The sequence below is a fragment of the Pseudomonas sp. SD17-1 genome (assembly GCF_029201585.1).
GTDB classification, from domain to species: Bacteria; Pseudomonadota; Gammaproteobacteria; order Pseudomonadales; family Pseudomonadaceae; genus Aquipseudomonas; species Aquipseudomonas palmensis.
The window spans coordinates 4841549-4865112 of sequence record NZ_CP104044.1; the positions used below are offsets into that span (position 1 = coordinate 4841549).

The window sequence follows — 23564 nt, forward strand, 5'->3', positions numbered from 1 at the left end:
AAAACCCCTAGCAATGCATGGCGTTTTGATACTACTATCAAGCTTTGGCTAAATGATAGTAGTAAGAAAATGAAGTCTGACGACGAAGAGTACAAACTCTACGAAAAAATTTATCTTGCAGAAGCCGAGCGTAAAGAAAAGTTGCTGGCACGCCTAAACTTGCCATTGGCTATGATAGTAGCGCTGTTGAGTTATCTTTCATATCTACTCTCGAAAGCTCCGGACGTAGATAGCACAGAAGGGGTTTTCTTCTGGATCACATACCTAATGGCTGGTGTCTATCTGTTAGTTGCGGCGGCTCATTTTTCTAAAGCTTGGCGAGCCCGAAAAGATGACTTAGTCATCCCAACCGCCGAAGACCTTGAAGGTCACCGAAAAATCTTGATCAAGTATTTCGATGGAGACATTTCAAAAGCCAACGGCCAATTTATGCAAATCATGATGGACTATTACATCATGGGCGCAACAAGAAACGCGAATAACAATGATAGCCGCAGCACTCAACTAGACCAATTTTCGAAATACGTCATTTACTCTGTAATAGCCTCAATTATCGCTTTCGTCCCAGTGTACTCAGCAACTCACAACAAGGAGAATTGTGATGTCCGACCAAAAGCCGCCACCGCCACCGCCACCACCGATGCGCAATGTTAGAGGTGATGTTCCATTACCACGTCGCGAGCCGCCGCCACCTCCACCACCTAAAAAAGGCTAAGTAAAAATAAGATCGGGGCTACATCCATGACCAAATCTGTACATCAGTTGGGATGTACCCGATCTCTAAAAAGGAAATTTTGCGCAAAATAGTCGGCGCACAAATTTTTGCGACATTGAAAATAATGAAACACCAGAGCATAACAACAATACAAGGACAATAAAGTAAACCAACTCAACTATCTTAAAATCCAAAAAACAGATGACATAGCCACAGCCATTAAGTGCAAATACATGGAGTTACTGCAATGAAAAAACGCGTATTCATTTCTTTCGATTATGACAACGATGTAACCTTGAAGACCTTTTTAGTGGGGCAGGCAAAACTTGATGACAGCCCATTCGATTTAGCAGATTGGTCTATCAAAGAGCATATTGATGACAACTGGAAGGCCAAAGCGAGAACGAGGATTAAAGCCGTTGATGTCGTTTGCGTAATTTGTGGCAACAACACTGACACGGCTGTCGGAGTAAGCGCCGAAGTGAAAATCGCTCAGGAAGAAGGAATACCATATTTCCTTCTAAATGGCTACTCTGATAAAACGTGCATAAAACCTAAAGCTGCGCTATCCAGCGACAAGTTGTATAAGTGGACTTGGCCCAACCTCAAGTCGCTAATCGGCGGGAGCCGATAATGAAAAAAGCCTTAGTCATCGGTATAGATGATTACCCAGCCGCACCATTAAAGGGCTGCGTCAATGACGCAGTTGCGATTTCTGAACTATTAGAAAATGACGGGAGTGGCGACCCAAACTTTTCTGTCATCAAACTAGTCAGTAACGAACAACAAGTCACAAGCGAGCTACTGATAAACTCCATCGCTGAGCTTTTTAGTGGGGAGGCTGATACAGCCCTCTTATATTTCGCTGGGCACGGAATAATTGTTCCTGAAACCAATGCCGGGTACATTGTAAGCAGTGATGGGCGACGTGGCGCATGGGGCACCTCACTGTCAGAAATACTCGCACTGGCAAATAAATCCCACCCCAAGATTAAGTCCTGCGTGATAATTCTCGATTGTTGTCATTCGGGCTACGCAGGAGAAGTGGCGGGAGTAGACGGAAATGCATCAGTGATTGGTACTGGAGTAACGATCTTAACTGCTAGCCATCGTGAAGGTGGTGCGATGGAGGAAGATGGCCGAGGGATCTTCACTGACATATTACTTGACGGCCTTAGAGGTGGATGCTCAGACATTCTTGGAAACATCACACCAGCCGCAATTTACTCCCATGTTGATCAAACGCTCGGACCATGGGAACAACGCCCCATGTACAAAGCGAACGTACAGCACTTTGTCACTTTAAGAAAAGTAGATCCAAAGGTACCAAAAGAAGTATTACGGAGACTTGTAAAATACTTCCCAAGCAAAACTGATATTTTTGCACTAGACCCATCCTTTGAGCCTGACAGAGAAAATATTCCAGACGAGTTCAAACATATCCCTGTAAGCGAAGAGAACGTAAAAATATTCAAAGAACTCCAACAATGCAATCGCTACGGCCTTGTGGTTCCAGTAGGTGCGGACCATATGTTTTATGCCGCAATAAATTCGACGGGATGCAAGCTTACTGGACTAGGAGCCCACTACAGAAAACTAGCAGAGATGAAAAGAATATAAGACCTATCGCTATTTCCTAATTCTTGGAGAGCGTTTTCACAAACCTCTCCAAGCCAAACCCTACGAATAAAGCATCAATCCAAACCTATATTATTTATAATAAACTTCAAATACCCCATCACTTGTTCCCTATCGCTTTCCTTTTCCGCTTCCGTAAGATTATGGTAAGGTGTTTTTATCTGCCGCTCCCATCTCATTACAAGTTCGTTAGGAATTGTCAAGGAGCCGTCGTCATTTCGAGAACACTTAGAATGAAGATATCTTTGCCAGTGCGCCCAGCGCTCGTGCTCCATTTCGGCAAGCGGCTCCAATAACTTAAGCAGATGCGACGCTGACATTTAATTTCACCATTTCAATTCAGTCAACTTATATTCTAGCAGCTATTGCAAAATCTGCCGAACTCCGCCCAGATAAACACGCGCATCAACGCTCGCAAGAATCCAAATTAATGCTTTCCCTTGAAAATGATCCATGTACCTCTTCCTGTTCTCCATAGTATATCGAGCGCAAACATCCAACTCTACCTGTGTTTAATTTTCGAACGCACATTGAATGACCATGTCTTTCCCAATCGAATTTGGGATCAACCGTGCAGTCAGAAAATAGTAATATCGAGCCACCGCCGAACATATCTTTCAGCGCCTGCGGCCCTGCGTAGCTCAATTGCCTGTCGTAACCGAAATTACGACCATCGTGTCTGCCCACCAATGAGCCATATCGCTCCCCTCATCTTCTGCTCTCCAGTTCTCGCCCCACGTCATCCCGCCAAGAATGCTGAGTGTTATCAGGGATCAAGGCCCCTGCGACCTTTAGAGATGTCCTCTAACGCGGTACTGGCGGCTCCTTACGCCCGGGAGCAAGGGCATCTCAGGATCTGGCCTCCTGAACACCGTTACCGGTAGGCGGGTGGAGGCTGCATTGGCTGACGAGACTAGTGCCGCGAGGTCCTGAGCCATGTGCAAGCAGCAAGCAATGCGATGACTGGGGCATGCTGACTGTCATTTAAGTGCAGTCCATTCCTTGGTCTGCGGCACCATCACCTACATGGCTATTGCTGGTGAAATCGGAGTTCGTCACACCGATTGTCACGAGGGGATTGCCGCAAAGCCACATGCGATCAGGGCTGCAGCAGTGTTAGAAGTGTCCGTCTCTTTCCAGGAGGAAGAGACGAGCACAGGTTGGCGCAAAAAATTGGCCAAGCGGATAGGTTGCTGCAGGGCAGCGAGGAAGGTGTATTTGGCGCACGAGCGCCAAAGGTGTAAAAGCATCCATCCCATGGGTAGTGACCGGGTGAGCTGCCGGATGCAAATCGCCTTTGGGGAGAACCACCGTGAGAGCGACGTGACCTTGAAGGCTCGGGTCACTTGGGGTGCTGTCAAAGACAGCCTTTGCACTTTCTTTTCTACGCCCGCAACCCCAGAGGGTCAAGTAACACGCCCGCTGGATTATCCGGTTGAAAATGGTATTAGGCGTGTATGGAATCCCGTGGTTTCCAGCGGCCGATTTGATGCATTTTATTTTATAGGTGAGGTCCATCCAAACAGGGCAGCTGTGCAGCCCTGTTTGGATGGACCAGCATAGAAAGCGGATAACCGAAATTTCAAAGCCGTGCGCTCCCTCGACTGCGCCAAGCGTTGATCTTAGGCTAGAAACGTTTGCACCGGTCTGATTCGCGAACTCATGCGGCGAGATATGCTCCTGCCGGTTCGCTTCGAGGTATCGGTTCCACCAACTCATGATCATTCGCCGCTCCTCCAGGAACTCGGCCTTGTGGATATACGCCGCCCGAACGTTGTTGCGCTCCCTTTGGCTCATCTGCCGTTCGATAGCGGTCTCTGACCAAAGCCCGGATTCGACCAAGGCACTGCACGCCATGGACCGGAAACCATGCCCACAGATTCCGGTCTTGGTGTCGTAAACCATGTTCCGCAAAGCGCTGTTGACCGTGTTCTCGGACATAGGCTTCCACGAGCGAGCGTCACTGATGAACACCAGGTCGAAGTATGCCGTGATCGCATGAATCTGTTCGAGCAACGCCACCGCTTGCGGTGACAGAGAGACTAAGTGGATATCGCCCGCCATCTTCGTCCCTCTGGTCGAATACGGAACGCCATCCAACGCAGGTCGTGTGTCTGGTATCTCCCAGATGCCGCGCTTAAGGTAGAACTCACTCTAACGTGCGAAGCGCAATTCGCTGGACCATACGAACACATGCAACGACAGCATGACGGCCAGCCGAGTGAGAGTGCGCCCGTTGTAGTTCTCGATGCGATTCATCAACTCAGGCAGACTTGACAGCGGGAGTGCATGTCGGTGTGTAACCCGTGGCGCGCTGATGAAGCCCTCAAGATCATATGCCGGGTTCACAGTGAGCAGCCGCAGCCGCCTCACCTCACGCATGATGCTTTGAAGGTAGTTTTGTACCCTCAAAGCCACATCGATCGTGCCGCGTTTCTTGATCTCTTCCAGCGGTTGTATGAGGTCGAAGGTATCCAGATCAACAATGGCGCGTGCGCCTAGCAGCGGGAATACGTGAGTCTTCAATCGACTCGACACGGTCCTCGAATGGCCAACCATCACCGTCGAAAAGCTTCTAGGGGTGGTCAGTAGGTTTGGCTGAACGGCAGGCGGTGTGTAAGTGGAGCAGTAGTACGAGCCATAAGGGTAAACCCCTTTATCGAATCGACTTTATCCCAAACGTTACCCCTAAATCGGCTGGCAGCTGTCGGATTCCGACGGAACGCCATAACGAAAAAACCCGCCATAAGGCGGGTTTCACGGGGGTTCCAGAGATTTTGGTAGCCTTCGCTGGAACCTGAACTGGTGCCGGAGACAGGAATCGAACCTGCGACCTTCGCGTTACGAGTGCGCTGCTCTACCGACTGAGCTACACCGGCGTGGCGACAACGCTACCATTGCCGCCACGCTTTCGCAAATCACTGTTTATCAACAGCTATTGCCCAGCACTCGCCTGCACCGCGGTGCACCCGGCCGGGGCCAGGTCGGCCTCGATATCGGTGCTGCACGCCCAGCCCGTGGCCGAACGGGCCCAGGTCAGGTGCTTGCCCGCCACCGGCGCCGGCGCATCCACCAGCACGCATGCAAGGGTGCCCACACCGGTCGCCGCCACGCCCTGCGCACTCAAGGTGCAGTTGGCCGTTGTCGGCTGGCCGCCAAGGGCGACGACATCGGCCACGTCCTTGCCCTGGTTGATCTGCACTTCGAAGGCGGTCTTCAATGCCGACACCTCGGCCAGCGCCGCCGTGGCCTTGGCCCGCGCCTGGTGGTTGGTGTACATGGGCATGGCAATGGTCGCCAGAATGCCGATGATCGCCACCACGATCATCAACTCAATCAATGTAATACCGCGCTGTCCCTTCATGGGCACTCCCCTCGCAAAAACTCACAAATCCCGCCACGGGCACCGCCGCAGACCAGCGCGCCAGTAGGCCCGAACAGACACCTTTTGTCACCCTGCGGGTACTTAACCCAGCACCGCGCTCGACTACTCTAGTGGCCACCGGGCGGGATTGCCCGAGCCTATCACCCTGAAGCTGTTACAGGGTTTGTGACTGTCCACCGCTGCAGGGAGGTAGCGATGAACCACAAGACAAAAACCTATGCCTGGCAAGGCATCGACCGCTCCGGCGCCCACGTGAGCGGGCACAGAAGCGGGCAGAACAGTGCGCTGGTGAAGGCGCTGCTGCGCGGTCGCGGCATACGCCCTACCCAGGTGAACGCGGCACGCCGTATTACCCTGCAATTGCCCGCTTCGCTCGGCGCCAAGGACATCACCCGCTTCAGCCGCCAGCTGGCAACGTTGTTCAAGGCCGGCGTGCCGCTGCTGCAAGGGCTGGGCATGATCGCCGAAGGCATCAACAACCCACCGCTGCGCCGCCTGCTGGGCACCCTCAAAAACGATATCGCCGCCGGCTGCGGCCTGGCCGATGCGCTGCGCAGGCACCCGCGCCAGTTCGACAGCCTGTATTGCAACCTGGTGGCCGTGGGTGAACAAACCGGCTGCCTGGACAGCCTGCTCGACCAGTTGGCAACGCTGCAGGAGAAACGCCAGGCGCTGCGGGCCCGGCTGAAAAAGGCCATGGTCTACCCCGCGCTGGTGCTGCTGGTGGGGTTGGGGGTGGCGGCGCTGCTGTTGCTCAAGGTGGTGCCGCAGTTTCAGGCCATGTTCGCAGGCTTCGGCGCGCCGTTGCCGGCCTTCACCCAGGCTGTCATCAACCTGGCCGACTGGCTGGGGCAGTATCTGCTGTGGGTGCTTGGGGTAATGCTGGCCACGGGATTTGCCCTGCGCCGCGCCTTCGAGCGTGAGCAGGCGGTGCGTTTGTGGATGTTGCGCCAGGGGCTGCGCATGCCGGTTCTGGGCGCAGTGATGCAGCATGCGGCGCTGGCTCGTTTTGCGCGCACCCTGGCGACGTCGTTCAGTGCCGGCGTACCGCTCACCGAAGCCCTGGGGCCGGTGGCCGCCGCGTGCGGCAATACGCTTTACGAGCAGGCCGTGCTGCGCCTGCGCCAGGCCATCGGCAACGGCCTGTCGATGAGCGCGGCGATGCGCAACGAGCCGCTGTTCCCGTGCCTGGCGGTACAGATGTGCGCCATTGGCGAGACATCCGGCACGCTCGACGATATGCTCGACCGGATCGCCAGCCACCACGAAACGGCCGTCGACGAATGGCTCGACAACCTGGCCAGCCTGCTGGAGCCGATGATCGTGCTGATTCTCGGGCTGGTGGTGGGCAGCCTGGTGGTCGCCATGTACCTGCCGATCTTCCAGCTGGGCGATGTGATCTGACTATGGACCTGTTCGAAACCCTGGCCCGCCAGCCGCTGGCCTACCAATGCTTCGCCCTGTTGCTTGGCCTGATTGTGGGCAGCTTCATCAATGTACTGGTGCATCGCCTGCCAATGATGCTGGAGCGCCAATGGCGCAGTGAGGCCCGTGAAGTGCTGGAGCTGCCCAGCCCGGCCGAGCCACGTTTCGACCTGATGCTGCCCCACTCCCACTGCCCGCACTGCCAGCACCGCATCCGCGCGTGGGAGAACATCCCGGTGCTGAGTTACCTGTGCCTGCGCGGGCGCTGTTCGGCCTGCAAGGCATCGATCAGCCCGCGCTACCCACTGGTGGAGCTGGCCTGCGCAGGGCTTGGCCTGTTCGCGGCCTGGCATTTCGGCTTCAGCGCCAGCGCGGCGGCGTTCATGCTGTTGAGCTGGGGCCTGCTGGCAATGAGCCTGATCGATATCGAGCATCAGTTGCTGCCCGATGTGCTGGTGCTGCCGCTGCTGTGGCTGGGGCTGATACTCAATGCCTTCGAGGTGTTCGTGCCGCTGGACCAGGCGCTGTGGGGCGCCGTGGCCGGCTACCTGAGCCTGTGGACGGTGTACTGGCTGTTCAAGCTGGTCACCGGCAAGGAGGGCATGGGCTATGGCGATTTCAAGCTGCTGGCCATGCTCGGCGCCTGGGGCGGCTGGCAGATCCTGCCGCTGACGCTGCTGCTGGCCTCGCTGGTGGGCGCGCTGCTGGGCCTGGTACTGCTGCGCCTGCGCAACCAGCAGGCGAGCACGCCGATTCCGTTTGGGCCCTATCTGGCCATTGCGGGCTGGATCGCGCTGCTCTGGGGTGGTCAAATGACCACTTCCTATCTGCAATTTGCCGGACTGCAATGACCACACCCGCCTTCACACCCTGGATTCTCGGCCTCACCGGTGGCATCGGCAGTGGCAAGAGCGCCGCGGCACAACGCTTCATCGAGCTGGGCGTGCACCTGGTGGATGCCGACCAGGCCGCACGCTGGGTGGTCGAGCCCGGGCGCCCGGCGCTGGCCAGCCTGGTGGAGCATTTCGGCCCCGGCGTGCTGCAAAGCGACGGGCAACTGGACCGCGCCGCGCTGCGCCAGCTGATCTTCAGCGACCCGGCGCAACGCCGCTGGGTGGAAGCCCTGCTGCATCCGCTGATCGGCCAGGAGATCTTCAGCTACCTGGCCAAGGCCGAGTCGCCCTATGCGGTGTTCGTTTCACCGTTGATGATCGAGTCGGGCCAGTATCAGCGCACCCAGCGCCTGCTGGTGATCGACGCGCCGCAGGCCTTGCAGATCGAGCGTACACTGCAGCGCGACCAGACCAGCCCCGAACAGGTGCAGGCCATTCTCAAGGCGCAGACCAGCCGCGAAGAGCGCCTGCGCCATGCCCACGACGTGATCGTCAACGACCGCGACCTGGCCTGGCTGCATTCGGAGGTCGACCGCCTGCATCACTTTTACCTGACTTTGCGTGGAGGCCAAGCATGAGCCAACCCCTGACCGTAGACTGCCCGACCTGTGGCGCCCCTGTTGAATGGAGTGCCACAAATACCTATCGGCCATTCTGCTCCGACCGCTGCAAGCTGATCGACCTGGGTGCCTGGGCCGCTGAAGAGCACAAGATTCCGGTGGCACCGGATGCCGAAGACGAGCTGTTCTCCGGCGACTTCAACCCGCGCGAACACTAACCGCGCGGTTCGTCGTCCTTCCACGGGGCCTGCAGGTAGCGGGTCCGGTTGAAGGTTTCCAGCCACTCGGGGCAGAACACCACCAGCGCACTGATTACCATGCCGTTGATGAAGGCCTCGGGGAAGATGATCAGCCACAGGTAGCCGATGAAGTCCGACAGCCATTCGGGCATCACGAAGATACCGTCCAGCCACAGCCAGCCAAGGCTGGCCAGCAGGCACAGCAAGGTCGCCAGCGCGGCGGCGAAAAACCCCGAACAGAAGATGTACACGAACAGGTTTTTAGGCTGTGCGCGCTCCACCAGTATGGCCACCCCCTCCGTCACCAGCACCGGCAGGCCAATCAGCAGCAGGCCGTTGACGCCCATCGCCGCCAGGTCCTGACGCCCCAGCGCCACCAGCCCCACCTGCGCCACCAGGCCACCGACGATTGCCAGCGGCCAGTCCAGCAGCAGGGTCACGGCGGTCATGCCGATGAAGTGGTACGACACGCCGGTGTCGAAGTCGCGGCGTACCAGCCACAACGCGAACAGCGCGAAGATGGTGCCGAACAGCAGGTGCTGGCGCCGCCGGTCGGTGAACAGCTCGACCCACGGCGCGCGCCAAACCGCCCACAGCAGCAGCGGCACATAGCACAGCCAGCCCAGCAGCAGGCTTTGTTCCGATAACACTTGTGCGCCAATCACGGCTGTCTGCCCCTTGTGTGCATTGCGCCCGACGATGGCTCATTCTACACACCGTTCCACGGCCTGTTGCCGCCATCCACCGGGCCTGGAATGCAGCGTTGTCATGATTTGGGCGCTAAGCTTGTGCCCATGGATGACTCAGACTACCTGCGCCTGCTAACCATTCAGGCCGAACAAGCCAATGCGTTCCTGTCCAATGCCCGCAAATGGGAGCGCGAGCGTTGGGTATGCCAGCGCCTGCTGCAAGGCCTGAACATCCCTTACCGCAGCGAGGACTTCACCGCCGCCGGTCAGGAGCCACCCGACGTGCTGTTTCGCGATGCCGCCTTCGAGGTGTTCTTCGTGCTCGACGAAGGGCGCCGGCTCAACGACGAATGGCGCGAAGAACTGCAGCGCCGGCGCAGCGCGTTTTCCCTCGCGCAGCTGGTAAGGCGCGAGGCCCGGCCGCGACGCATCAGTGCGCAGGAGCTGCTGCAGCGCCTGGCGCCCACCCTGCGCAAGAAGTCGCACAACTACCGCGAACGCAACCTGGACCTGGGCGAACTGGACATCATTGCCTTCGCCAGCCTCAAGCGCGAAGTGCTCGACCTCAACAGCCACTTCCCGCCGCCCACAGAATACCTGCGCCAGGGCTGGCGCTCGCTGTCGCTGGTGGGCCCGACCTTCGCCCGGGTGCTGTTCGCCCACCCCGATGCGCCGGATTTTCTGCGCGCCAACCTGGGGCGCAGCATCGTCTTCGATGTGGGGATCAGCCTGTGATCGCCGCCCCCTGCCAAAGCGGGATGGCATAAATGCGGCGCGGGTGATACAAAGCGCAATCATTCGCTGTCACGAGCGCTTCGATCCCCCAGGTAAGCCTTTGGCGACGGACTACAGTGAACACTGTAGCGTTCCCACAGTCCTATGCGTCTACCTGACGAGGCCTCCATGACCAGCCGCCTGAACCCCGAAGACCAGCGACGAGTCGATGAATACCTGCGTGCCCCCCAACACCAAGTCGAGCGCAAGCCTTTCAGGCCATGGCTGCTCCTTGCTCTGGTGGTGGGCGTGACGATCAGCCTTGGCCTGTTGAGCCGCCTCCTGAGCCACCTGGTGCTATGAGCTGCCTTGCGCTCGCCCAAACCGCCCGCCCTGCGCGGCCGGCCACTCAGGACCCAACCCAGAATTCCGCAAACCTTATGAGATATCCCCATGACTCACCGTATCGTGATTGTCGGCGGCGGCGCCGGCGGCCTGGAACTGGCGACCCGCCTGGGTAAGACCCTGGGCAAGCGCGGCACCGCCGCGATTACCCTGGTCGATGCCAACCTGACCCACATCTGGAAGCCGCTGCTGCACGAAGTGGCGGCCGGTTCGCTCAATTCCTCCGAAGACGAGCTCAACTACGTGGCCCAGGCCAAGTGGAACCACTTCCAGTTCCAGCTGGGGCGCATGAGCGGCCTGGAGCGTTCGAGCAAGCAGATCCAGCTGGCCGCCACCCTCGACGAGGACGGCCGCGAGCTGCTGCCGGCGCGCACCCTGGCGTATGACACGCTGGTGATCGCGGTGGGAAGCAACACCAACGACTTCGGCACCCTGGGTGCGGCGCAGCATTGCCTGTTCCTCGACACCCGCAAGCAGGCCGAGCGCTTCCACCAGCAGTTGCTCAACCACTACCTGCGCGCCCACGCCGGCGACCTTGCCAGCGAGAAGATCAGCGTGGCGATCGTGGGTGCCGGTGCCACCGGCGTGGAGCTGGCGGCGGAGCTGCACCATGCCGCCCACGAACTGGCCGCCTATGGCCTGGACCGCATCCAGCCCAAGGACATGCAGATCACCCTGATCGAGGCCGGCCCACGGGTGTTGCCGGCACTGCCCGAGCGCATCAGCGTGCCGGTGCACAAAACCCTGGAAAAACTCGGCGTGACGGTGCTGACCAACGCGTCGGTGAGCGAGGTCACCGCAGACTCGCTCAAGACCGCCAACGGCGAGGTGATCCACGCCAGCCTCAAGGTGTGGGCGGCCGGTATCCGCGCCCCGGCGTTCCTCAAGGACATCGACGGGCTGGAAACCAACCGCATCAACCAACTGGTGGTGCGCCCTACCCTGCAGACCACCCTGGACGATGACATCTTCGCGTTCGGCGACTGCGCCGCCTGCCCGCAGCCGGGCAGCGACCGCAATGTGCCGCCGCGCGCCCAGGCCGCCCACCAGCAGGCCTCGCTGCTGGCCAAAGGGCTCAAGGCGCGCCTGGAGGGCAAGCCGTTGCCCACCTACGCGTACCGCGACTACGGCTCGCTGGTCTCGCTGTCGCGCTTCTCGGCAGTGGGCAACCTGATGGGCAACCTCACCGGCAGTGTGATGCTCGAAGGCTGGCTGGCGCGGATGTTCTATGTGTCGCTGTACCGCATGCACCAGATGGCGCTGTATGGCACCTTCCGCACGCTGATGCTGATGCTCGGCAGCCGTATCGGCCGCGGTACCGAACCCCGCCTCAAGCTGCACTGACGGCTACCCCCGTCCGCCCCGGCGCCCTGCCGGGGCCGGATGGGCGCCAGGCCACTGGCGTGCGGTTGACCCGGGGCGAGTTGTATTTCGACGAGGCGCGGATGCGCGCACTACAGCCCCCTGCAGGAGGTGCTGGGCATAGGCAGTACCGCCAGCTGGCTGCACACGCGCTAAACCCCGCGCAAACGAAAAAGGGCACCTTTTGCAAGGTGCCCTTTTTCTGAAGATGGTCGGGGTAAGGGGATTCGAACTCCTGACATCCTGCTCCCAAAGCAGGCGCGCTACCGGACTGCGCTATACCCCGGTAAAAAAAAGACACCGATTAAGGTGCCTTTTTTAATGGCTGGACGCTAATGGCGTACCAACCTTTTAAGATTCAAACCCAGCGAACCGGATTCAAAAATGGTGGGTCGTGTAGGATTCGAACCTACGACCAATTGGTTAAAAGCCAACTGCTCTACCAACTGAGCTAACGACCCAAATATGGTCGGGGTAAGGGGATTCGAACTCCTGACATCCTGCTCCCAAAGCAGGCGCGCTACCGGACTGCGCTATACCCCGGTTTGAAATTTGGCTCCGCGACCAGGACTCGAACCTGGGACCCAATGATTAACAGTCATTTGCTCTACCGACTGAGCTATCGCGGAACTATCAATTTCAAGTACAACTTGCTGCAATTTCGAAAACTGTATCGCTACCGCTTCGAACTCTTTGACCTTGTGCATCGCTGCGTTCATGTCTCTGAGGCGCGCTATTCTACAATCTTCAAAACCCTTGTCAACCCTTAATTTGCATTCAACACACTGATTTGCAACTTTTTTTCAGATTCCCACTTCTGCCGGAAACCTGCGGGGTGACATACAGCGGGGCGCACTTTACAAGCACTCGAAGCAAAATGCAAAGAAAAAAGGCCTCGAAAATCGAGGCCTTAGCGTAACCCGCCGAAAACTCAGGCAAAGACGATCTCTTCGCCCTCCAGCTTGGCGGTGATGCTGCTGCCCGGCATGAACTGACCCGACAGAATCAGTTGCGCCAGCGGGTTCTCGATCCAGCGCTGGATCGCCCGTTTCAGCGGCCGTGCGCCATACACCGGGTCGTAACCGACCGCGATCAGCTTGTCGAGGGCCTCGGGGCTCAGCTCCAGGCTCAGCTCGCGTTCGGCCAGACGGCTGCGCAGACGCGACAGCTGGATCTGGGTGATACCGGCGATCTGGTCGCGACCCAGAGGCTCGAACACCACCACTTCGTCGATACGGTTGACGAACTCGGGGCGGAAATGCGAACCCACCGCATCCATCACCGCAGCGCGCTGCGCCTCGCGATCACCCACCAGTTCCTGGATCTGTGCCGACCCCAGGTTGGAGGTCATCACGATCACCGTGTTGCGAAAGTCCACGGTACGGCCATGACTGTCGGTCAGGCGACCGTCTTCAAGCACTTGCAGCAACACGTTGAACACGTCCGGGTGGGCCTTCTCGACCTCGTCCAGCAGCACTACCGCATAGGGTTTGCGCCGCACGGCTTCGGTCAGGTAGCCGCCCTCTTCGTAACCCACGTAGCCTGGCGGTGCACCAATCAGCCGCGCCACGGAATGTTTCTCCATGAACTCGGACATGTCGATACGCACCATGGCCTCTTCGGTGTCGAACAGGAACTCGGCCAGGGCCTTGCACAGCTCGGTTTTACCCACACCGGTAGGGCCCAGGAACAGGAACGAACCACTTGGCCGGTTAGGGTCGGACAACCCGGCCCGCGAACGACGCACCGCGTTGGCCACGGCCACCACGGCCTCTTCCTGGCCGATCACGCGCTGGTGCAGCAGGCTTTCCATCTTCAGCAGCTTCTCGCGCTCGCCTTCGAGCATCTTGGATACCGGGATACCGGTCCACTTCGACACCACCTCGGCGATCTCTTCCTCGGTCACCTTGTTGCGCAGCAGCTGGTTTTCGGCCTTGCCATGCTGGTCGACCATCTGCAGGCTGCGCTCCAGGTCCGGGATCACCCCGTACTGCAGCTCGGCCATGCGGCTCAGGTCGCCCTTGCGGCGGGCGGTTTCCAGCTCCTGACGGGACTGCTCGATCTTTTGCTGGATCTGCGCAGAGCCCTGCACTTCGGCTTTTTCCGAGGTCCAGATCTCTTCCAGGTCGGAGTACTCACGCTCCAGCCGCACGATCTCCTCGGTCAGCTTCTCGAGGCGCTTGAGGGCCGCCTCGTCGTCTTCCTTCTTCAGCGCCTGGGATTCCACCTTCAGTTGAATCAGGCGACGCTCCAGGCGGTCGAGCACCTCGGGCTTGGAGTCGATCTCCATGCGGATGCGGCTGGCCGCCTCGTCGATCAGGTCAATGGCCTTGTCGGGCAACTGACGATCGGTGATGTAGCGATGGCTGAGCTTGGCCGCGGCAATGATCGCGCCGTCGGTGATCGCCACCTTGTGGTGCACCTCGTAACGCTCCTTGAGGCCACGCAGGATGGCGATGGTGTCTTCCTCGCTCGGCTCCTCTACCAATACCTTCTGGAACCGACGCTCCAGCGCCGCATCCTTCTCGATGTACTGGCGGTACTCGTTCAGCGTGGTGGCACCGACGCAGTGCAGCTCGCCGCGCGCCAGCGCAGGCTTGAGCATGTTGCCGGCATCCATCGAGCCTTCGCCTTTACCGGCGCCGACCATGGTGTGCAGCTCGTCGATGAACAGGATGATCTGGCCTTCCTGCTTGGACAGCTCGTTGAGCAGGCCTTTGAGGCGCTCTTCGAACTCGCCGCGGAACTTGGCGCCGGCAATCAGCGCGCCCATGTCCAGCGACAGCAGGCGCTTGCCCTTCAGACCATCGGGCACTTCGCCATTGATGATGCGCTGGGCCAGGCCTTCGGCGATGGCAGTCTTACCCACGCCAGGCTCACCGATGAGCACCGGGTTGTTCTTGGTACGGCGTTGCAGCACCTGGATGGTGCGACGGATCTCGTCGTCACGGCCGATCACCGGGTCGAGCTTGCCGTCTTCGGCACGCTTGGTCAGGTCGACGGTGTATTTGTCCAAAGCCTGACGCGATTCCTCGGCGTTGGGGTCGTTCACCGCTTCGCCGCCGCGCAGGTTGCTGATGGCGTTTTCAAGCGCCTTCTTGCTCACGCCCTGGCCGAGCAGCAACTTGCCGAGCTTGCTGTTCTCGTCCATGGCCGCCAGCAGCACGAGCTCGCTGGAGATGAACTGGTCGCCCTTCTGCTGGGCCAGGCGATCGGCCTGGTTGAGCAGGCGTGCCAGGTCCTGCGACATGTTGACGTCGCCGGTAGGGTTCTGGATTTTTGGCAACTGGTCGAGTTCTTTGCCCAGTTCCTTGCGCAGGCTGTTGACGTCGAAGCCCACCTGCATCAACAGGGGCTTGATCGAACCACCCTGCTGGTCGATCAGCGCCTGCAACAGGTGCGCAGGCTCGATCGCGGGGTGATCCATGCCAACCGCCAGGGACTGGGAGTCGGATAACGCCAGTTGCAGCTTGCTGGTCAAACGGTCTATTCGCATAACTTACCTTCCTTTAATGGGCAGGCCGGAGCGATGGACACACCTGATGAAGAAAAACCTGCCTGAGATACCCCTATAGATAAGGGTGATTGTGGAAGATTCAAGCGTAGCGGGCTTGATCCAGGTCAGCGAGGCGCCAGCCAGATCAGCGAAGCGAAGCGCCCGGTAACGGGGCTGCGACGGTAGGAATAGAAGCGTGGGTCGCTCACGGTGCACAGGCCGCCGCCATACACGGCAGTGATGCCACGGGCCGCCAGGCGAATGCGCGCCAGTGCATAGATGTCGGCCATGAACTTGCCGGGCTGCGCCCCCGCCACGAAGGCGCTGGCACTTTCCGGATGAACGGTCATGAAGGCTTCGCGCACTTCGCCGCCCACTTCGAACGCCTGGGGCCCGATGGCCGGGCCCAGCCATACCAGCACCTCGCTGGCCGGTACGCCCAGCGCATCGAGCGTGGCCTCCAGCACACCGCCCACCAGCCCGCGCCAGCCGGCATGGGCAGCGCCCACGCGGGTGCCGGCACGGTCGCAGAACAGTACCGGCAGGCAGTCGGCGGTCATGGACGTGCAGGCGATGCCGGGGGTGCTGGTGCAGCTGGCGTCGGCTTCGGCAACCCGCGCCGGGTCGGCCTCGACCACATCGATGCCGTGCACCTGCTTGAGCCAGGCGGGCTGGATGGCGAACTGCGCGGTCAGGCGCCGACGGTTCTCGGCCACTGCGGCCTGGGCGTCACCGACGTGGTCGCCCAGGTTCAACGAATCGTAGGGCGCCAGGCTCACGCCGCCGCCCCGGGTGGTGACGCACGCCTTGACCCAGGCTGGCGCAGGCCAGTCGGGGGTCAGCAGGTGGTGCGTCAGCGGGCTCATCCGACGAAGGCCTCGCGGTCCTGCTTGAGCAGCGACAGCAGCCATACGAAGTCGTCCGGCAGGGACGACTCCCAGCCCATGCGCTCACCGGTCACCGGGTGATCCAGCTCCAGGAAGCGTGCGTGCAGGGCCTGGCGCGGGAAGGTCTTGAGCGCGTCGACCATGGTCACGCTGGCCGCCGGCGGGATGCGGAAGCGCCCGCCGTATACCGGGTCGCCGACCAACGGGAAGTTGACGTGGGCCATGTGCACGCGGATCTGGTGGGTACGCCCGGTTTCCAGCTTGACCCGCACGTGGGTGTGCGAACGGAAGCGTTCGAGCACGCGATAGTGGCTGACGGCCTGCTTGCCGCCCTCCATCACCGCCATGCGCTGGCGCTGCTGGCCGTGACGACCGATCGGGGCGTTGATCTTGCCGCCTGCGGTAACCACGCCGATCACGATGCATTCATAGATGCGGCTGACGCTGCGACTTTGCAACTGGGCTACCAGCTGGGTCTGCGCCTGAATGGTCTTGGCCACCACCATCAGACCGGTGGTGTCCTTGTCGAGGCGGTGCACGATGCCGGCGCGCGGCACGTTGATGATGTCCGGCACGTGGTGCAGCAGGGCATTGAGCAGGGTGCCGTCGGCATGACCGGCAGCCGGGTGCACCACAAGCCCGGCCGGCTTGTTGATGACCAGGATGTGCTCGTCTTCGTAGACGATGTCCAGTTCGATGTCCTGCGCCACCCACTCGCCCTGGGCTTCCTGCTCGGCGTCAAGCGCCAGCAGGGCGCCGCCATGGACGATGTCGCGCGGACGCACGACGTTGCCATCGACGGTCAGTAGGCCTTCTTTGATCCAGGCGGAAAGGCGCGAGCGCGAGTGCTCGGCAAACAGTTGGGCGGCGACTTGGTCGAGGCGTTGCCCGCCCAATTCGGACGGTACCTCTGCGCGAAGTTCAATTTTCTCGGACATGCTCGAATCAGGCGGAGGCACAGCCTTTGGTTTCAGCTGCACGCTTGTGGTTAAATACGGCGTCTTTTGCCCCGAGGGTTCCAACGGGGTGCTCATCATAACAGGACGGCCTCGCCCAAGACAGCAGCCGTCATAGGGACGCAAGCCGCCATGCAAGTGAAACACCTGCTGCTGATCGCCATCCTCGGACTCACCGCTGCTTGTTCTTCGAAGGAAGTCGTCGACGAAAACCTCAGCGAAACCGAGCTGTACCAGCAGGCGCAGGCCGACCTGGACAACCACAGCTATACCAGCGCCACCTCCAAGCTCAAGGCCCTGGAGTCGCGGTACCCGTTCGGCCGCTATGCCGACCAGGCGCAGCTGGAGCTGATCTACGCGAACTACAAGAACGCCGAGCCCGAGGCTGCCAAGTCGGCGGCCGAGCGCTTTATCCGCCTGCATCCGCAGCATCCGAACGTCGACTACGCCTATTACCTCAAGGGCCTGACCTCGTTCGACCAGGACCGCGGCCTGCTGGCGCGCTTCCTGCCGCTGGACATGACCAAGCGTGACCCGGGCGCAGCGCGTGACTCGTACAACGAGTTCGCCCAGCTCACCAGCCGCTTCCCCAACAGCCGCTACGCGCCGGACGCCAAGCAGCGCATGATCTACCTGCGCAACCTGCTGGCCTCCTACGAGATCCACGTGGCCGACTACTACCTGACCCGTCAGGCGTATGTTGCCGCTGCCAACCGTGGCCGCTACGTGGTGGAAAACTTCCAGGAAACCCCATCGGTCGGTGACGGCCTGGCGGTGATGACCGAAGCCTACATGCGTCTGCACCTGGACGAACTGGCAGCCACCAGCCTGGAAACCCTGAAACTCAACTACCCCGATCACCCGAGCCTGAAAGACGGCCAGTTCGTGCCGCAGCAGGACGAGGCGGACAACCGCTCGTGGCTGTCCAAGGCCACCCTGGGCCTGATCTCCAGCGCGCCGCCGCTGCCGCCAGGCCAGACCCGCGCCAACCAGGACGTGCAGAAGCAGTACCAGGACGCCAAAGACGCGATCCCGCAGGAACTGCTGCCCAAGGACGAAAATGGCGACGTGATCGAAGAAGAAAACCACGAAGCCGAAGGCAACAACGAAGACCGTTCGTGGTTCAGCTACATGACCTTTGGCGTGTTCGACTGACACGCCATACGGTGAATGAAAAAGGGAGGCCTGATGGCCTCCCTTTTTTGTTGCCAGGCCCTAAACTGGGGGCTCTTCATTCGACAAAGCTGGACACCATGGTTCGCCTAATTCTCTGGATTGCCCTGATTGCTGCTGCGTTCTGGTTGTGGCGCAAGTTCAAGGCCGGCACTGCTGCCGATACTCGCCCTACCCTCGATGACCCGCTGAAGATGGTGCGCTGTGCCCATTGCGGCGTGCACCTGCCCACCGACCGTGCCTTGCACCGGGGCCAGCTGTGGTATTGCAGCCCGGCGCATCTGGAGCAGGGGCCCAACGATACCCGCCAGGGCTGAGGGCCCTTCGCCGGCCAGGCCGGCTTCCACATGCCTGCTGTTACAGCAGGCGCGGCCCCGGCGCGTACGGCGCCGGGTCGATGATCGGCGCACGCCCCAGCAGCAGGTCGGCGAACAACCGGCAGGACGCCGGCGCCAGCACCAGCCCGTTGCGGTAATGCCCGCAGTTCAACCACAAGCCTTCATGCCCGGGCACCTGGCCGATGTACGGCACACCTTCCGGTGAGCCAGGCCGCAACCCCGCCCAATGCCCGACCGGCGTGGCATCGGCCAGCGCCGGCAGCAATTCGATGGCCGAGGCCTTCAGGCTCGCCAGCGCCGCTTCGGTGGGCGTCTTGTCATAGCCTGCATGCTCCAGTGTGCTGCCGACCAGAATGTGCCCGTCACGCCGTGGGATCGCGTAGCGCCCCTTGGCCAGCACCATGCTCGGCAGGAAATCCTTCGCGCACTTGAACAGGATCATCTGCCCTTTCACCGGCTCCACCGGCAGCTCCAGGCCCAGCGGGCGCAACAGGTCGCCACTCCAGGCCCCCGCCGTAAGCACCACCTGGTCGGCGCGGATCGGGCCATCGACGGTTTCAACGCCGCAAATACGCTCGCCCTCGCGGCTGAACCCGGTGATTTCACAATGCTCGCGAAGGGTCACGTTCGGCAGGGCCTGCAACGCCGCCTTGAGCGACTTGACCAGGCGCGGGTTGCGCACGTTCGCCACACCCGCCATGTAGATGGCCCGCTCGAAACCCGGCCCCAGCACGGGCACCGCCGCATAGGCGCGGGCCACATCCACTGCGCTCAACGGGCGCCCCTCGCGGGCCGCCCAGGCCAGCGCCTCGGCTTCATCGTCCAGGTCCAGCCAGTACAGGCCGGTGGTATGCACCTCGGGGTCTACACCGGTGCTGGCGAACAGACGCTCGCCCAGCTGCGGATAGAAGTCCTGCGACCAATGCGCCAGGGCGGTAACCGCCGGGCTGTAGCGCCACGGGTACAACGGCGACACGATCCCGCCCCCGGCCCAGGAAGACTCCTGCCCGAGCGCGCCCTTGTCGCACACCACCACCTGCTCGACATCGGCCGCCAGGTTGAACGCAGTCAGCAGGCCGATCACCCCACCGCCGACAATCACTACTTGCTTGGTCATCTATTGGTCCAGTACCCGTATGAAAGACGTCAGTTACCCCAGCAACCCCCGTCCGCCTCGTTGCTGGCGCCGGGGTTGCCGCGCACACCCTGCTGATCGAGCTCGAAGTCGCCACAGGCGTCGCCGGCCATCAGCCCGCCGGCATGACGCCGGGCCAGCAGGCTGAAACCCTCGGCCTCGCGGCTGGCGTGCAGGCTGTAATGGCCTGTGCCGGGGGGCAACGGGGTGATCACGGCGTCGGTATCGGCATACTGGCCCGTGCGGGCGCGGTGGCGCTCCAGGTGCTGCGCACTGTCGAACAGCAGCCCCACGACCTCGCTGCGTGCGGCTCTTTTCACCGTGTCGCGGTAGCTGGGGTAGGCAATGCCCGCCAGAATGCCGACCACGGCGACGACAATCAACAGTTCGATCAGGCTCAGGCCCTGATGAGTTCGCGGCATGTTGTGCGCCCCTAGTGGATCTGCCGCCACAAGATACGTTGCGCCGGCCATTCAGCCGACACCACTGGCTGCGCCAGCACGCTCTCCAGAACCACCCGCGCCTGCTGCTGACGCCCCACGGCAGTCACCCGAAGCAGCTGCACCTCAAGGCCGTCCGGCAGCCGCGCGGGGCGCGAGCTGCGGCCCAGGTTCTGTACCAGGAAGAAGCCAGGCCCTTGCGCCTGCCAGCCCAGCCCGGAGCTTGGCCCCGCCCCGCCCTGCACACCGGCGGCGCGTACCCTGGGTGCCTCCGGCGGCGGCAGGCAGTACACGCACGGGCCCGGTGGCTCAAGCCCCGCCAGCACACGGGCCTCGGCGAGCCGCAACGTGGCTTCCGCCGCTTCGAACGCCTGCAATGCCATCACCAGGTTGCCGGCCATGCGTGCCTGCAAGGCGGCACTGTGCAGCACCGAAACACCCAGCAGGCCGCACAGCAGCATCAGCACCAGGCACACCAGCAGCGCCATGCCCCGTTGCAGCTTCATGGCAGGCGGTTACGCACGGCGGCGACCATCTGATAGGTTTGCGCGCGCACCCGTTCAGCGGGGTGGTCCAGGGTCAGGCGCAGGCGGATGCTGCGAATGCGCGAAGGGTCGGGCACCGCCGTCATCCAGGCCAGCTCACCGCCCTCGCCCGCCACGCCCAGGTCAACCTGCAGCCGGCTGACATGTTCGATCAGCACCGCGTGGCTGCCCCCACTGGCGAGCAGCAGTTGCCCGTCCACCAGGCGGTACACCTGCTGACGAACCGGCAAGGCGAACTGGTGTGGCCCGGGCAACCGCTCGCCTGCCTGCACCTGGGCGGTGCTCAGGCAGTCGGTGAGCAGCGTCCAGTTGGGCGGGCCACCGGCCTCCCCACCCTGCACGCCAACCAGGCTCAGGCTGCGCAGGGTGCCGTCAGGCTCGAGGCTGACACTGATCGGCAGGGCAAATGTCGCGGCAATGGCAGGGTCAGCAAAGCTGATTGCCTCGCGCCGCAGGCAGCCGAATGCGCCGGCCATGCGGATGTCACGGGCCATGCGCTGCAGCGCAAAGCGCGCATCCTCCTGCAACTGCGCAAGTGCGCCCTGCGCCTGCCAACCCTGCAGCACACCGATGAACAGACGGCTGCCGGCCAGCACCAGCAGCACGCCCAGGCTCAACGCCAGCAGCGCCTCGACCAGGCCGAAACCGGTGTCGCGCCTCATGGTCCCACCTGCCCCTGCACAGCAAGGCCACCGCCCTGCCAGTGCAGGTCGAGTGCGAGCCCATTGCCCGCCTGGCGCACCTGTGCCTGCGCGGACGCGCCGGCCACCTTCATCAGCTCGCGCTGCAAGGCGCTGGCCTCCCCGGCCGTCAGCCCGCCCGCAGCGCGCGCGCCTTCGAGCAGGGCCTGGGCCAGGTACAGCGCCTGGGTGGTACGCAGCGCGCCGTCGGTGCCGTGCAACGCCCGCCCTTGCAGCGCAGCCGCCGCCATTCCCCCCAGTGACAGCACCAGCAGCGCCACCATCACTTCGATCAGGGTCATGCCCTGCTGCAGCCTCCTGGCCATGTTCGCCTCCTGCGAAATTTCCCCATGTGATTGCCTACCCGGCCGACTGTACGCCCAACCGAGCGGCACTGAATCTACAGAGAAGCACTTCCAGGGAGGGATGCACGATGGGGCAACAGGGCGTAACACTGATACAAATGATGTATGCGCTGGGGCTGATCGCGGCGCTGACGCAGTTAGGGCTGCCGGCCTACAGCGCCATGAGCGTGAGCCTACAGCGCGAGGCCAGCGCGCAGAACCTTGCCCAGGCCTTGCGCAGCGCCCGCAGCGAAGCCCTGCTGCGCAATCAGCGAGTCAGCCTGACGGCCTTTGAGGGCGACTGGAGCAAGGGATGGCGAATGAGCGCCGACGATGAAGGCTTGCTGCACGAGTACCGTGCCAGCGGGAAGGTTCGTGTGGTGGGCAATCAGCCGCTGGCGCGGCAGGTGCATTTCAGCGGGCTGGGGGTACCGCTGCAGGCGGGCGGTGCGTTCCAGGCCGGGACCCTGCACGTGTGCGAAAGTCCCGGAACCCGGAGCCTGCATCAGGTGGTGCTGTCACGCACCGGGCGGGTCAGCCTGCGCCACCTCGCCACCGATCAGCCGCTGTGCGCGGCCGCCGGGTCAGATCAGTGAACGCACCCTCAGCTCCTTGGGCATCGAGAACGTTACATTCTCTTCGCGACCATCGAGCTCGTCGGCACCTGTGGCGCCCCACTCCTGCAACTGCGCGATCACGCCACGCACCAGCACTTCGGGGGCGGAGGCGCCGGCGGTGATGCCGATACGCTCGACACCGTCGAACCAGCTGCGCTGCATGTCTTCTGCACCGTCGATCAGGTAGGCCGGGGTGGCCATGCGCTCGGCCAGCTCACGCAGGCGGTTGGAGTTGGAGCTGTTCGGGCTGCCCACCACCAGTACCACGTCGCACTCGTCAGCCAGTTGCTTGACCGCATCCTGGCGGTTCTGGGTGGCGTAGCAGATGTCGTCCTTGCGCGGCCCGCCAATGCTGGGGAAGCGCGTGCGCAGCGCATCGATGACACGGCTGGTGTCGTCCATCGACAGGGTGGTCTGGGTCACGAAGGCCAGGCGTTCGGGGTCACGAACCTGCAGGTTGGCGACATCTTCTTCGTCTTCGACCAGGTAGATCGAACCGCCATTGCTGGCGTCGTACTGGCCCATGGTGCCTTCGACCTCGGGGTGCCCTTCGTGGCCGATCAGGATGCATTCCTTGCCATCGCGACTGTACTTGGCCACCTCGATGTGCACCTTGGTCACCAGCGGGCAGGTCGCGTCGAAGACCTTGAGGCCGCGCCCCGCCGCTTCCTGGCGCACGGCCTGGGAAACGCCGTGGGCACTGAAGATGACGATGACGTCATTGGGCACCTGGTCGAGCTCTTCGACGAAGATCGCCCCGCGCGCGCGCAGGTCTTCGACCACGAACTTGTTGTGCACCACTTCGTGACGCACATAGATCGGCGGGCCGAACACCTCGAGGGCGCGATTGACGATTTCGATCGCCCGGTCCACGCCGGCGCAGAAGCCGCGTGGGTTGGCGAGTTTGATCTGCATGGCTGACTCCTGG

24 protein-coding genes, 5 tRNA genes and 2 pseudogenes are annotated in these 23564 nt (G+C 61.4%); 13 read left to right on the plus strand and 18 right to left on the minus strand.

Annotated elements, in window-relative coordinates:
- Positions 1-69: 69 nt before the first annotated feature.
- The 3 genes from N0B28_RS22055 (at position 70) to N0B28_RS22065 (ending at position 2335) form a co-directional block, all read left to right on the plus strand.
- Positions 70-654, plus strand: coding sequence for a hypothetical protein (locus N0B28_RS22055; RefSeq protein WP_275728763.1), 585 nt, complete (start codon positions 70-72; stop codon positions 652-654).
- Between the two features lie 308 nt (positions 655-962).
- Positions 963-1349, plus strand: a complete 387-nt coding sequence (locus tag N0B28_RS22060) for a TIR domain-containing protein (protein WP_275728764.1) — start codon at positions 963-965, stop codon at positions 1347-1349.
- Positions 1349-2335 carry a caspase family protein gene (locus tag N0B28_RS22065; RefSeq protein ID WP_275728767.1) on the plus strand — a complete coding sequence of 329 codons (987 nt, stop codon included), beginning with the start codon at positions 1349-1351 and terminating at the stop codon, positions 2333-2335. Before N0B28_RS22060 ends, N0B28_RS22065 begins: the two co-directional genes overlap by 1 nt.
- Positions 2336-2950: 615 nt before the next feature.
- Here N0B28_RS22065 and N0B28_RS22070 read toward each other — a convergent pair.
- The 4 genes and pseudogenes from N0B28_RS22070 to N0B28_RS22085 all read right to left on the minus strand — a co-directional run.
- Positions 2951-3043 (minus strand): annotated as a pseudogene (locus N0B28_RS22070) (integrase); the annotation flags it as partial.
- A gap of 927 nt (positions 3044-3970) precedes the next feature.
- Positions 3971-4906: pseudogene (locus N0B28_RS22075) on the minus strand (site-specific integrase); the annotation flags it as partial.
- 250 nt (positions 4907-5156) lie between these two features.
- A tRNA-Thr gene (locus tag N0B28_RS22080) sits at positions 5157-5232 on the minus strand.
- 56 nt (positions 5233-5288) lie between these two features.
- Entirely contained in the window at positions 5289-5717 is a 429-nt protein-coding gene (locus tag N0B28_RS22085; protein ID WP_275728770.1) for a pilin, read from the minus strand.
- Positions 5718-5933: 216 nt separating this feature from the next.
- Between N0B28_RS22085 and N0B28_RS22090 the strand changes: the two genes are divergently transcribed.
- From N0B28_RS22090 to yacG, 4 genes are read left to right on the plus strand one after another with little or no spacing between them, the layout of a single operon-like run.
- Positions 5934-7142: a type II secretion system F family protein gene (locus N0B28_RS22090; RefSeq protein WP_275728772.1), complete on the plus strand. Its 1209-nt coding sequence runs from the start codon at positions 5934-5936 to the stop codon at positions 7140-7142.
- 2 nt (positions 7143-7144) lie between these two features.
- Positions 7145-8014 carry an A24 family peptidase gene (locus N0B28_RS22095; RefSeq protein WP_275728775.1) on the plus strand — a complete coding sequence of 290 codons (870 nt, stop codon included), beginning with the start codon at positions 7145-7147 and terminating at the stop codon, positions 8012-8014.
- Positions 8011-8634, plus strand: a complete 624-nt coding sequence (coaE, locus tag N0B28_RS22100; RefSeq protein WP_078479476.1) for a dephospho-CoA kinase — start codon at positions 8011-8013, stop codon at positions 8632-8634. Before N0B28_RS22095 ends, coaE begins: the two co-directional genes overlap by 4 nt.
- Positions 8631-8834 (plus strand): DNA gyrase inhibitor YacG, encoded by a 204-nt coding sequence (gene yacG, locus N0B28_RS22105; protein ID WP_043860325.1) that lies wholly within the window; start codon positions 8631-8633, stop codon positions 8832-8834. The genes coaE and yacG overlap by 4 nt, the downstream gene beginning before the upstream one ends.
- Here the strand turns inward: yacG and N0B28_RS22110 are convergent.
- Positions 8831-9520 carry an energy-coupling factor ABC transporter permease gene (locus tag N0B28_RS22110; RefSeq protein WP_043860324.1) on the minus strand — a complete coding sequence of 230 codons (690 nt, stop codon included), beginning with the start codon at positions 9518-9520 and terminating at the stop codon, positions 8831-8833. The genes yacG and N0B28_RS22110 overlap by 4 nt on opposite strands.
- 129 nt (positions 9521-9649) lie before the next feature.
- Between N0B28_RS22110 and N0B28_RS22115 the strand changes: the two genes are divergently transcribed.
- The 3 genes from N0B28_RS22115 (at position 9650) to N0B28_RS22125 (ending at position 12007) form a co-directional block, all read left to right on the plus strand.
- Complete coding sequence (locus N0B28_RS22115; RefSeq protein ID WP_043860323.1) at positions 9650-10279, plus strand: DUF1780 domain-containing protein; 630 nt, start codon at positions 9650-9652, stop codon at positions 10277-10279.
- Positions 10280-10447: 168 nt separating this feature from the next.
- Complete coding sequence (locus N0B28_RS22120; RefSeq protein WP_043860322.1) at positions 10448-10621, plus strand: DUF3094 family protein; 174 nt, start codon at positions 10448-10450, stop codon at positions 10619-10621.
- 90 nt (positions 10622-10711) lie between these two features.
- Complete coding sequence (locus N0B28_RS22125) at positions 10712-12007, plus strand: NAD(P)/FAD-dependent oxidoreductase (RefSeq protein WP_236176793.1); 1296 nt, start codon at positions 10712-10714, stop codon at positions 12005-12007.
- 227 nt (positions 12008-12234) lie between these two features.
- Here the strand turns inward: N0B28_RS22125 and N0B28_RS22130 are convergent.
- The 7 genes from N0B28_RS22130 to rluD form a co-directional block, all read right to left on the minus strand.
- Positions 12235-12311, minus strand: a tRNA-Pro gene (locus N0B28_RS22130).
- A 99-nt stretch (positions 12312-12410) separates the two neighbouring features.
- Positions 12411-12486 (minus strand) — tRNA-Lys (locus N0B28_RS22135).
- 5 nt (positions 12487-12491) lie between these two features.
- Positions 12492-12568: transfer RNA gene (locus N0B28_RS22140), tRNA-Pro, on the minus strand.
- Positions 12569-12578: 10 nt separating this feature from the next.
- Positions 12579-12654 (minus strand) — tRNA-Asn (locus N0B28_RS22145).
- 302 nt (positions 12655-12956) lie between these two features.
- On the minus strand, positions 12957-15521 hold the full coding sequence (gene clpB, locus N0B28_RS22150) for an ATP-dependent chaperone ClpB (RefSeq protein WP_043860320.1): 2565 nt from the start codon (positions 15519-15521) through the stop codon (positions 12957-12959).
- A gap of 125 nt (positions 15522-15646) precedes the next feature.
- Positions 15647-16387: a peptidoglycan editing factor PgeF gene (pgeF, locus tag N0B28_RS22155; RefSeq protein WP_100633439.1), complete on the minus strand. Its 741-nt coding sequence runs from the start codon at positions 16385-16387 to the stop codon at positions 15647-15649.
- Positions 16384-17346 (minus strand): 23S rRNA pseudouridine(1911/1915/1917) synthase RluD, encoded by a 963-nt coding sequence (rluD, locus tag N0B28_RS22160; RefSeq protein ID WP_043860318.1) that lies wholly within the window; start codon positions 17344-17346, stop codon positions 16384-16386. Before rluD ends, pgeF begins: the two co-directional genes overlap by 4 nt.
- A gap of 150 nt (positions 17347-17496) precedes the next feature.
- Here rluD and N0B28_RS22165 point away from each other — a divergent pair, with 150 nt between their 5' ends.
- Positions 17497-18519 carry an outer membrane protein assembly factor BamD gene (locus tag N0B28_RS22165; protein WP_043860317.1) on the plus strand — a complete coding sequence of 341 codons (1023 nt, stop codon included), beginning with the start codon at positions 17497-17499 and terminating at the stop codon, positions 18517-18519.
- Positions 18520-18617: 98 nt separating this feature from the next.
- Positions 18618-18854, plus strand: a complete 237-nt coding sequence (locus N0B28_RS22170) for a PP0621 family protein (RefSeq protein ID WP_043860316.1) — start codon at positions 18618-18620, stop codon at positions 18852-18854.
- A gap of 40 nt (positions 18855-18894) precedes the next feature.
- On the opposite strand, the gene thiO is transcribed toward N0B28_RS22170, so the two are convergent.
- The 5 genes from thiO to N0B28_RS22195 are packed head-to-tail and all read right to left on the minus strand — an operon-like array spanning position 18895 to position 22001.
- The gene (gene thiO, locus N0B28_RS22175) at positions 18895-19992 is read right to left on the minus strand and encodes a glycine oxidase ThiO (RefSeq protein WP_275728792.1); all 1098 of its coding nucleotides are present in this window, start codon (positions 19990-19992) and stop codon (positions 18895-18897) included.
- Positions 19993-20021: 29 nt separating this feature from the next.
- A complete protein-coding gene (locus N0B28_RS22180; RefSeq protein ID WP_043860314.1) occupies positions 20022-20432 on the minus strand; it encodes a type IV pilin protein in 411 nt (136 codons plus the stop codon).
- Between the two features lie 11 nt (positions 20433-20443).
- A complete protein-coding gene (locus N0B28_RS22185) occupies positions 20444-20956 on the minus strand; it encodes a PilX N-terminal domain-containing pilus assembly protein (protein WP_043860313.1) in 513 nt (170 codons plus the stop codon).
- The gene (locus N0B28_RS22190; protein WP_275728797.1) at positions 20953-21657 is read right to left on the minus strand and encodes a hypothetical protein; all 705 of its coding nucleotides are present in this window, start codon (positions 21655-21657) and stop codon (positions 20953-20955) included. Before N0B28_RS22190 ends, N0B28_RS22185 begins: the two co-directional genes overlap by 4 nt.
- The gene (locus N0B28_RS22195; RefSeq protein ID WP_275728800.1) at positions 21654-22001 is read right to left on the minus strand and encodes a prepilin-type N-terminal cleavage/methylation domain-containing protein; all 348 of its coding nucleotides are present in this window, start codon (positions 21999-22001) and stop codon (positions 21654-21656) included. Before N0B28_RS22195 ends, N0B28_RS22190 begins: the two co-directional genes overlap by 4 nt.
- 107 nt (positions 22002-22108) lie before the next feature.
- Between N0B28_RS22195 and N0B28_RS22200 the strand changes: the two genes are divergently transcribed.
- The gene (locus N0B28_RS22200) at positions 22109-22615 is read left to right on the plus strand and encodes a GspH/FimT family pseudopilin (RefSeq protein ID WP_275728802.1); all 507 of its coding nucleotides are present in this window, start codon (positions 22109-22111) and stop codon (positions 22613-22615) included.
- Here N0B28_RS22200 and ispH read toward each other — a convergent pair.
- On the minus strand, positions 22604-23551 hold the full coding sequence (gene ispH / locus N0B28_RS22205) for a 4-hydroxy-3-methylbut-2-enyl diphosphate reductase (RefSeq protein ID WP_043860310.1): 948 nt from the start codon (positions 23549-23551) through the stop codon (positions 22604-22606). The genes N0B28_RS22200 and ispH overlap by 12 nt on opposite strands.
- Between the last annotated feature and the right edge of the window lie 13 nt (positions 23552-23564).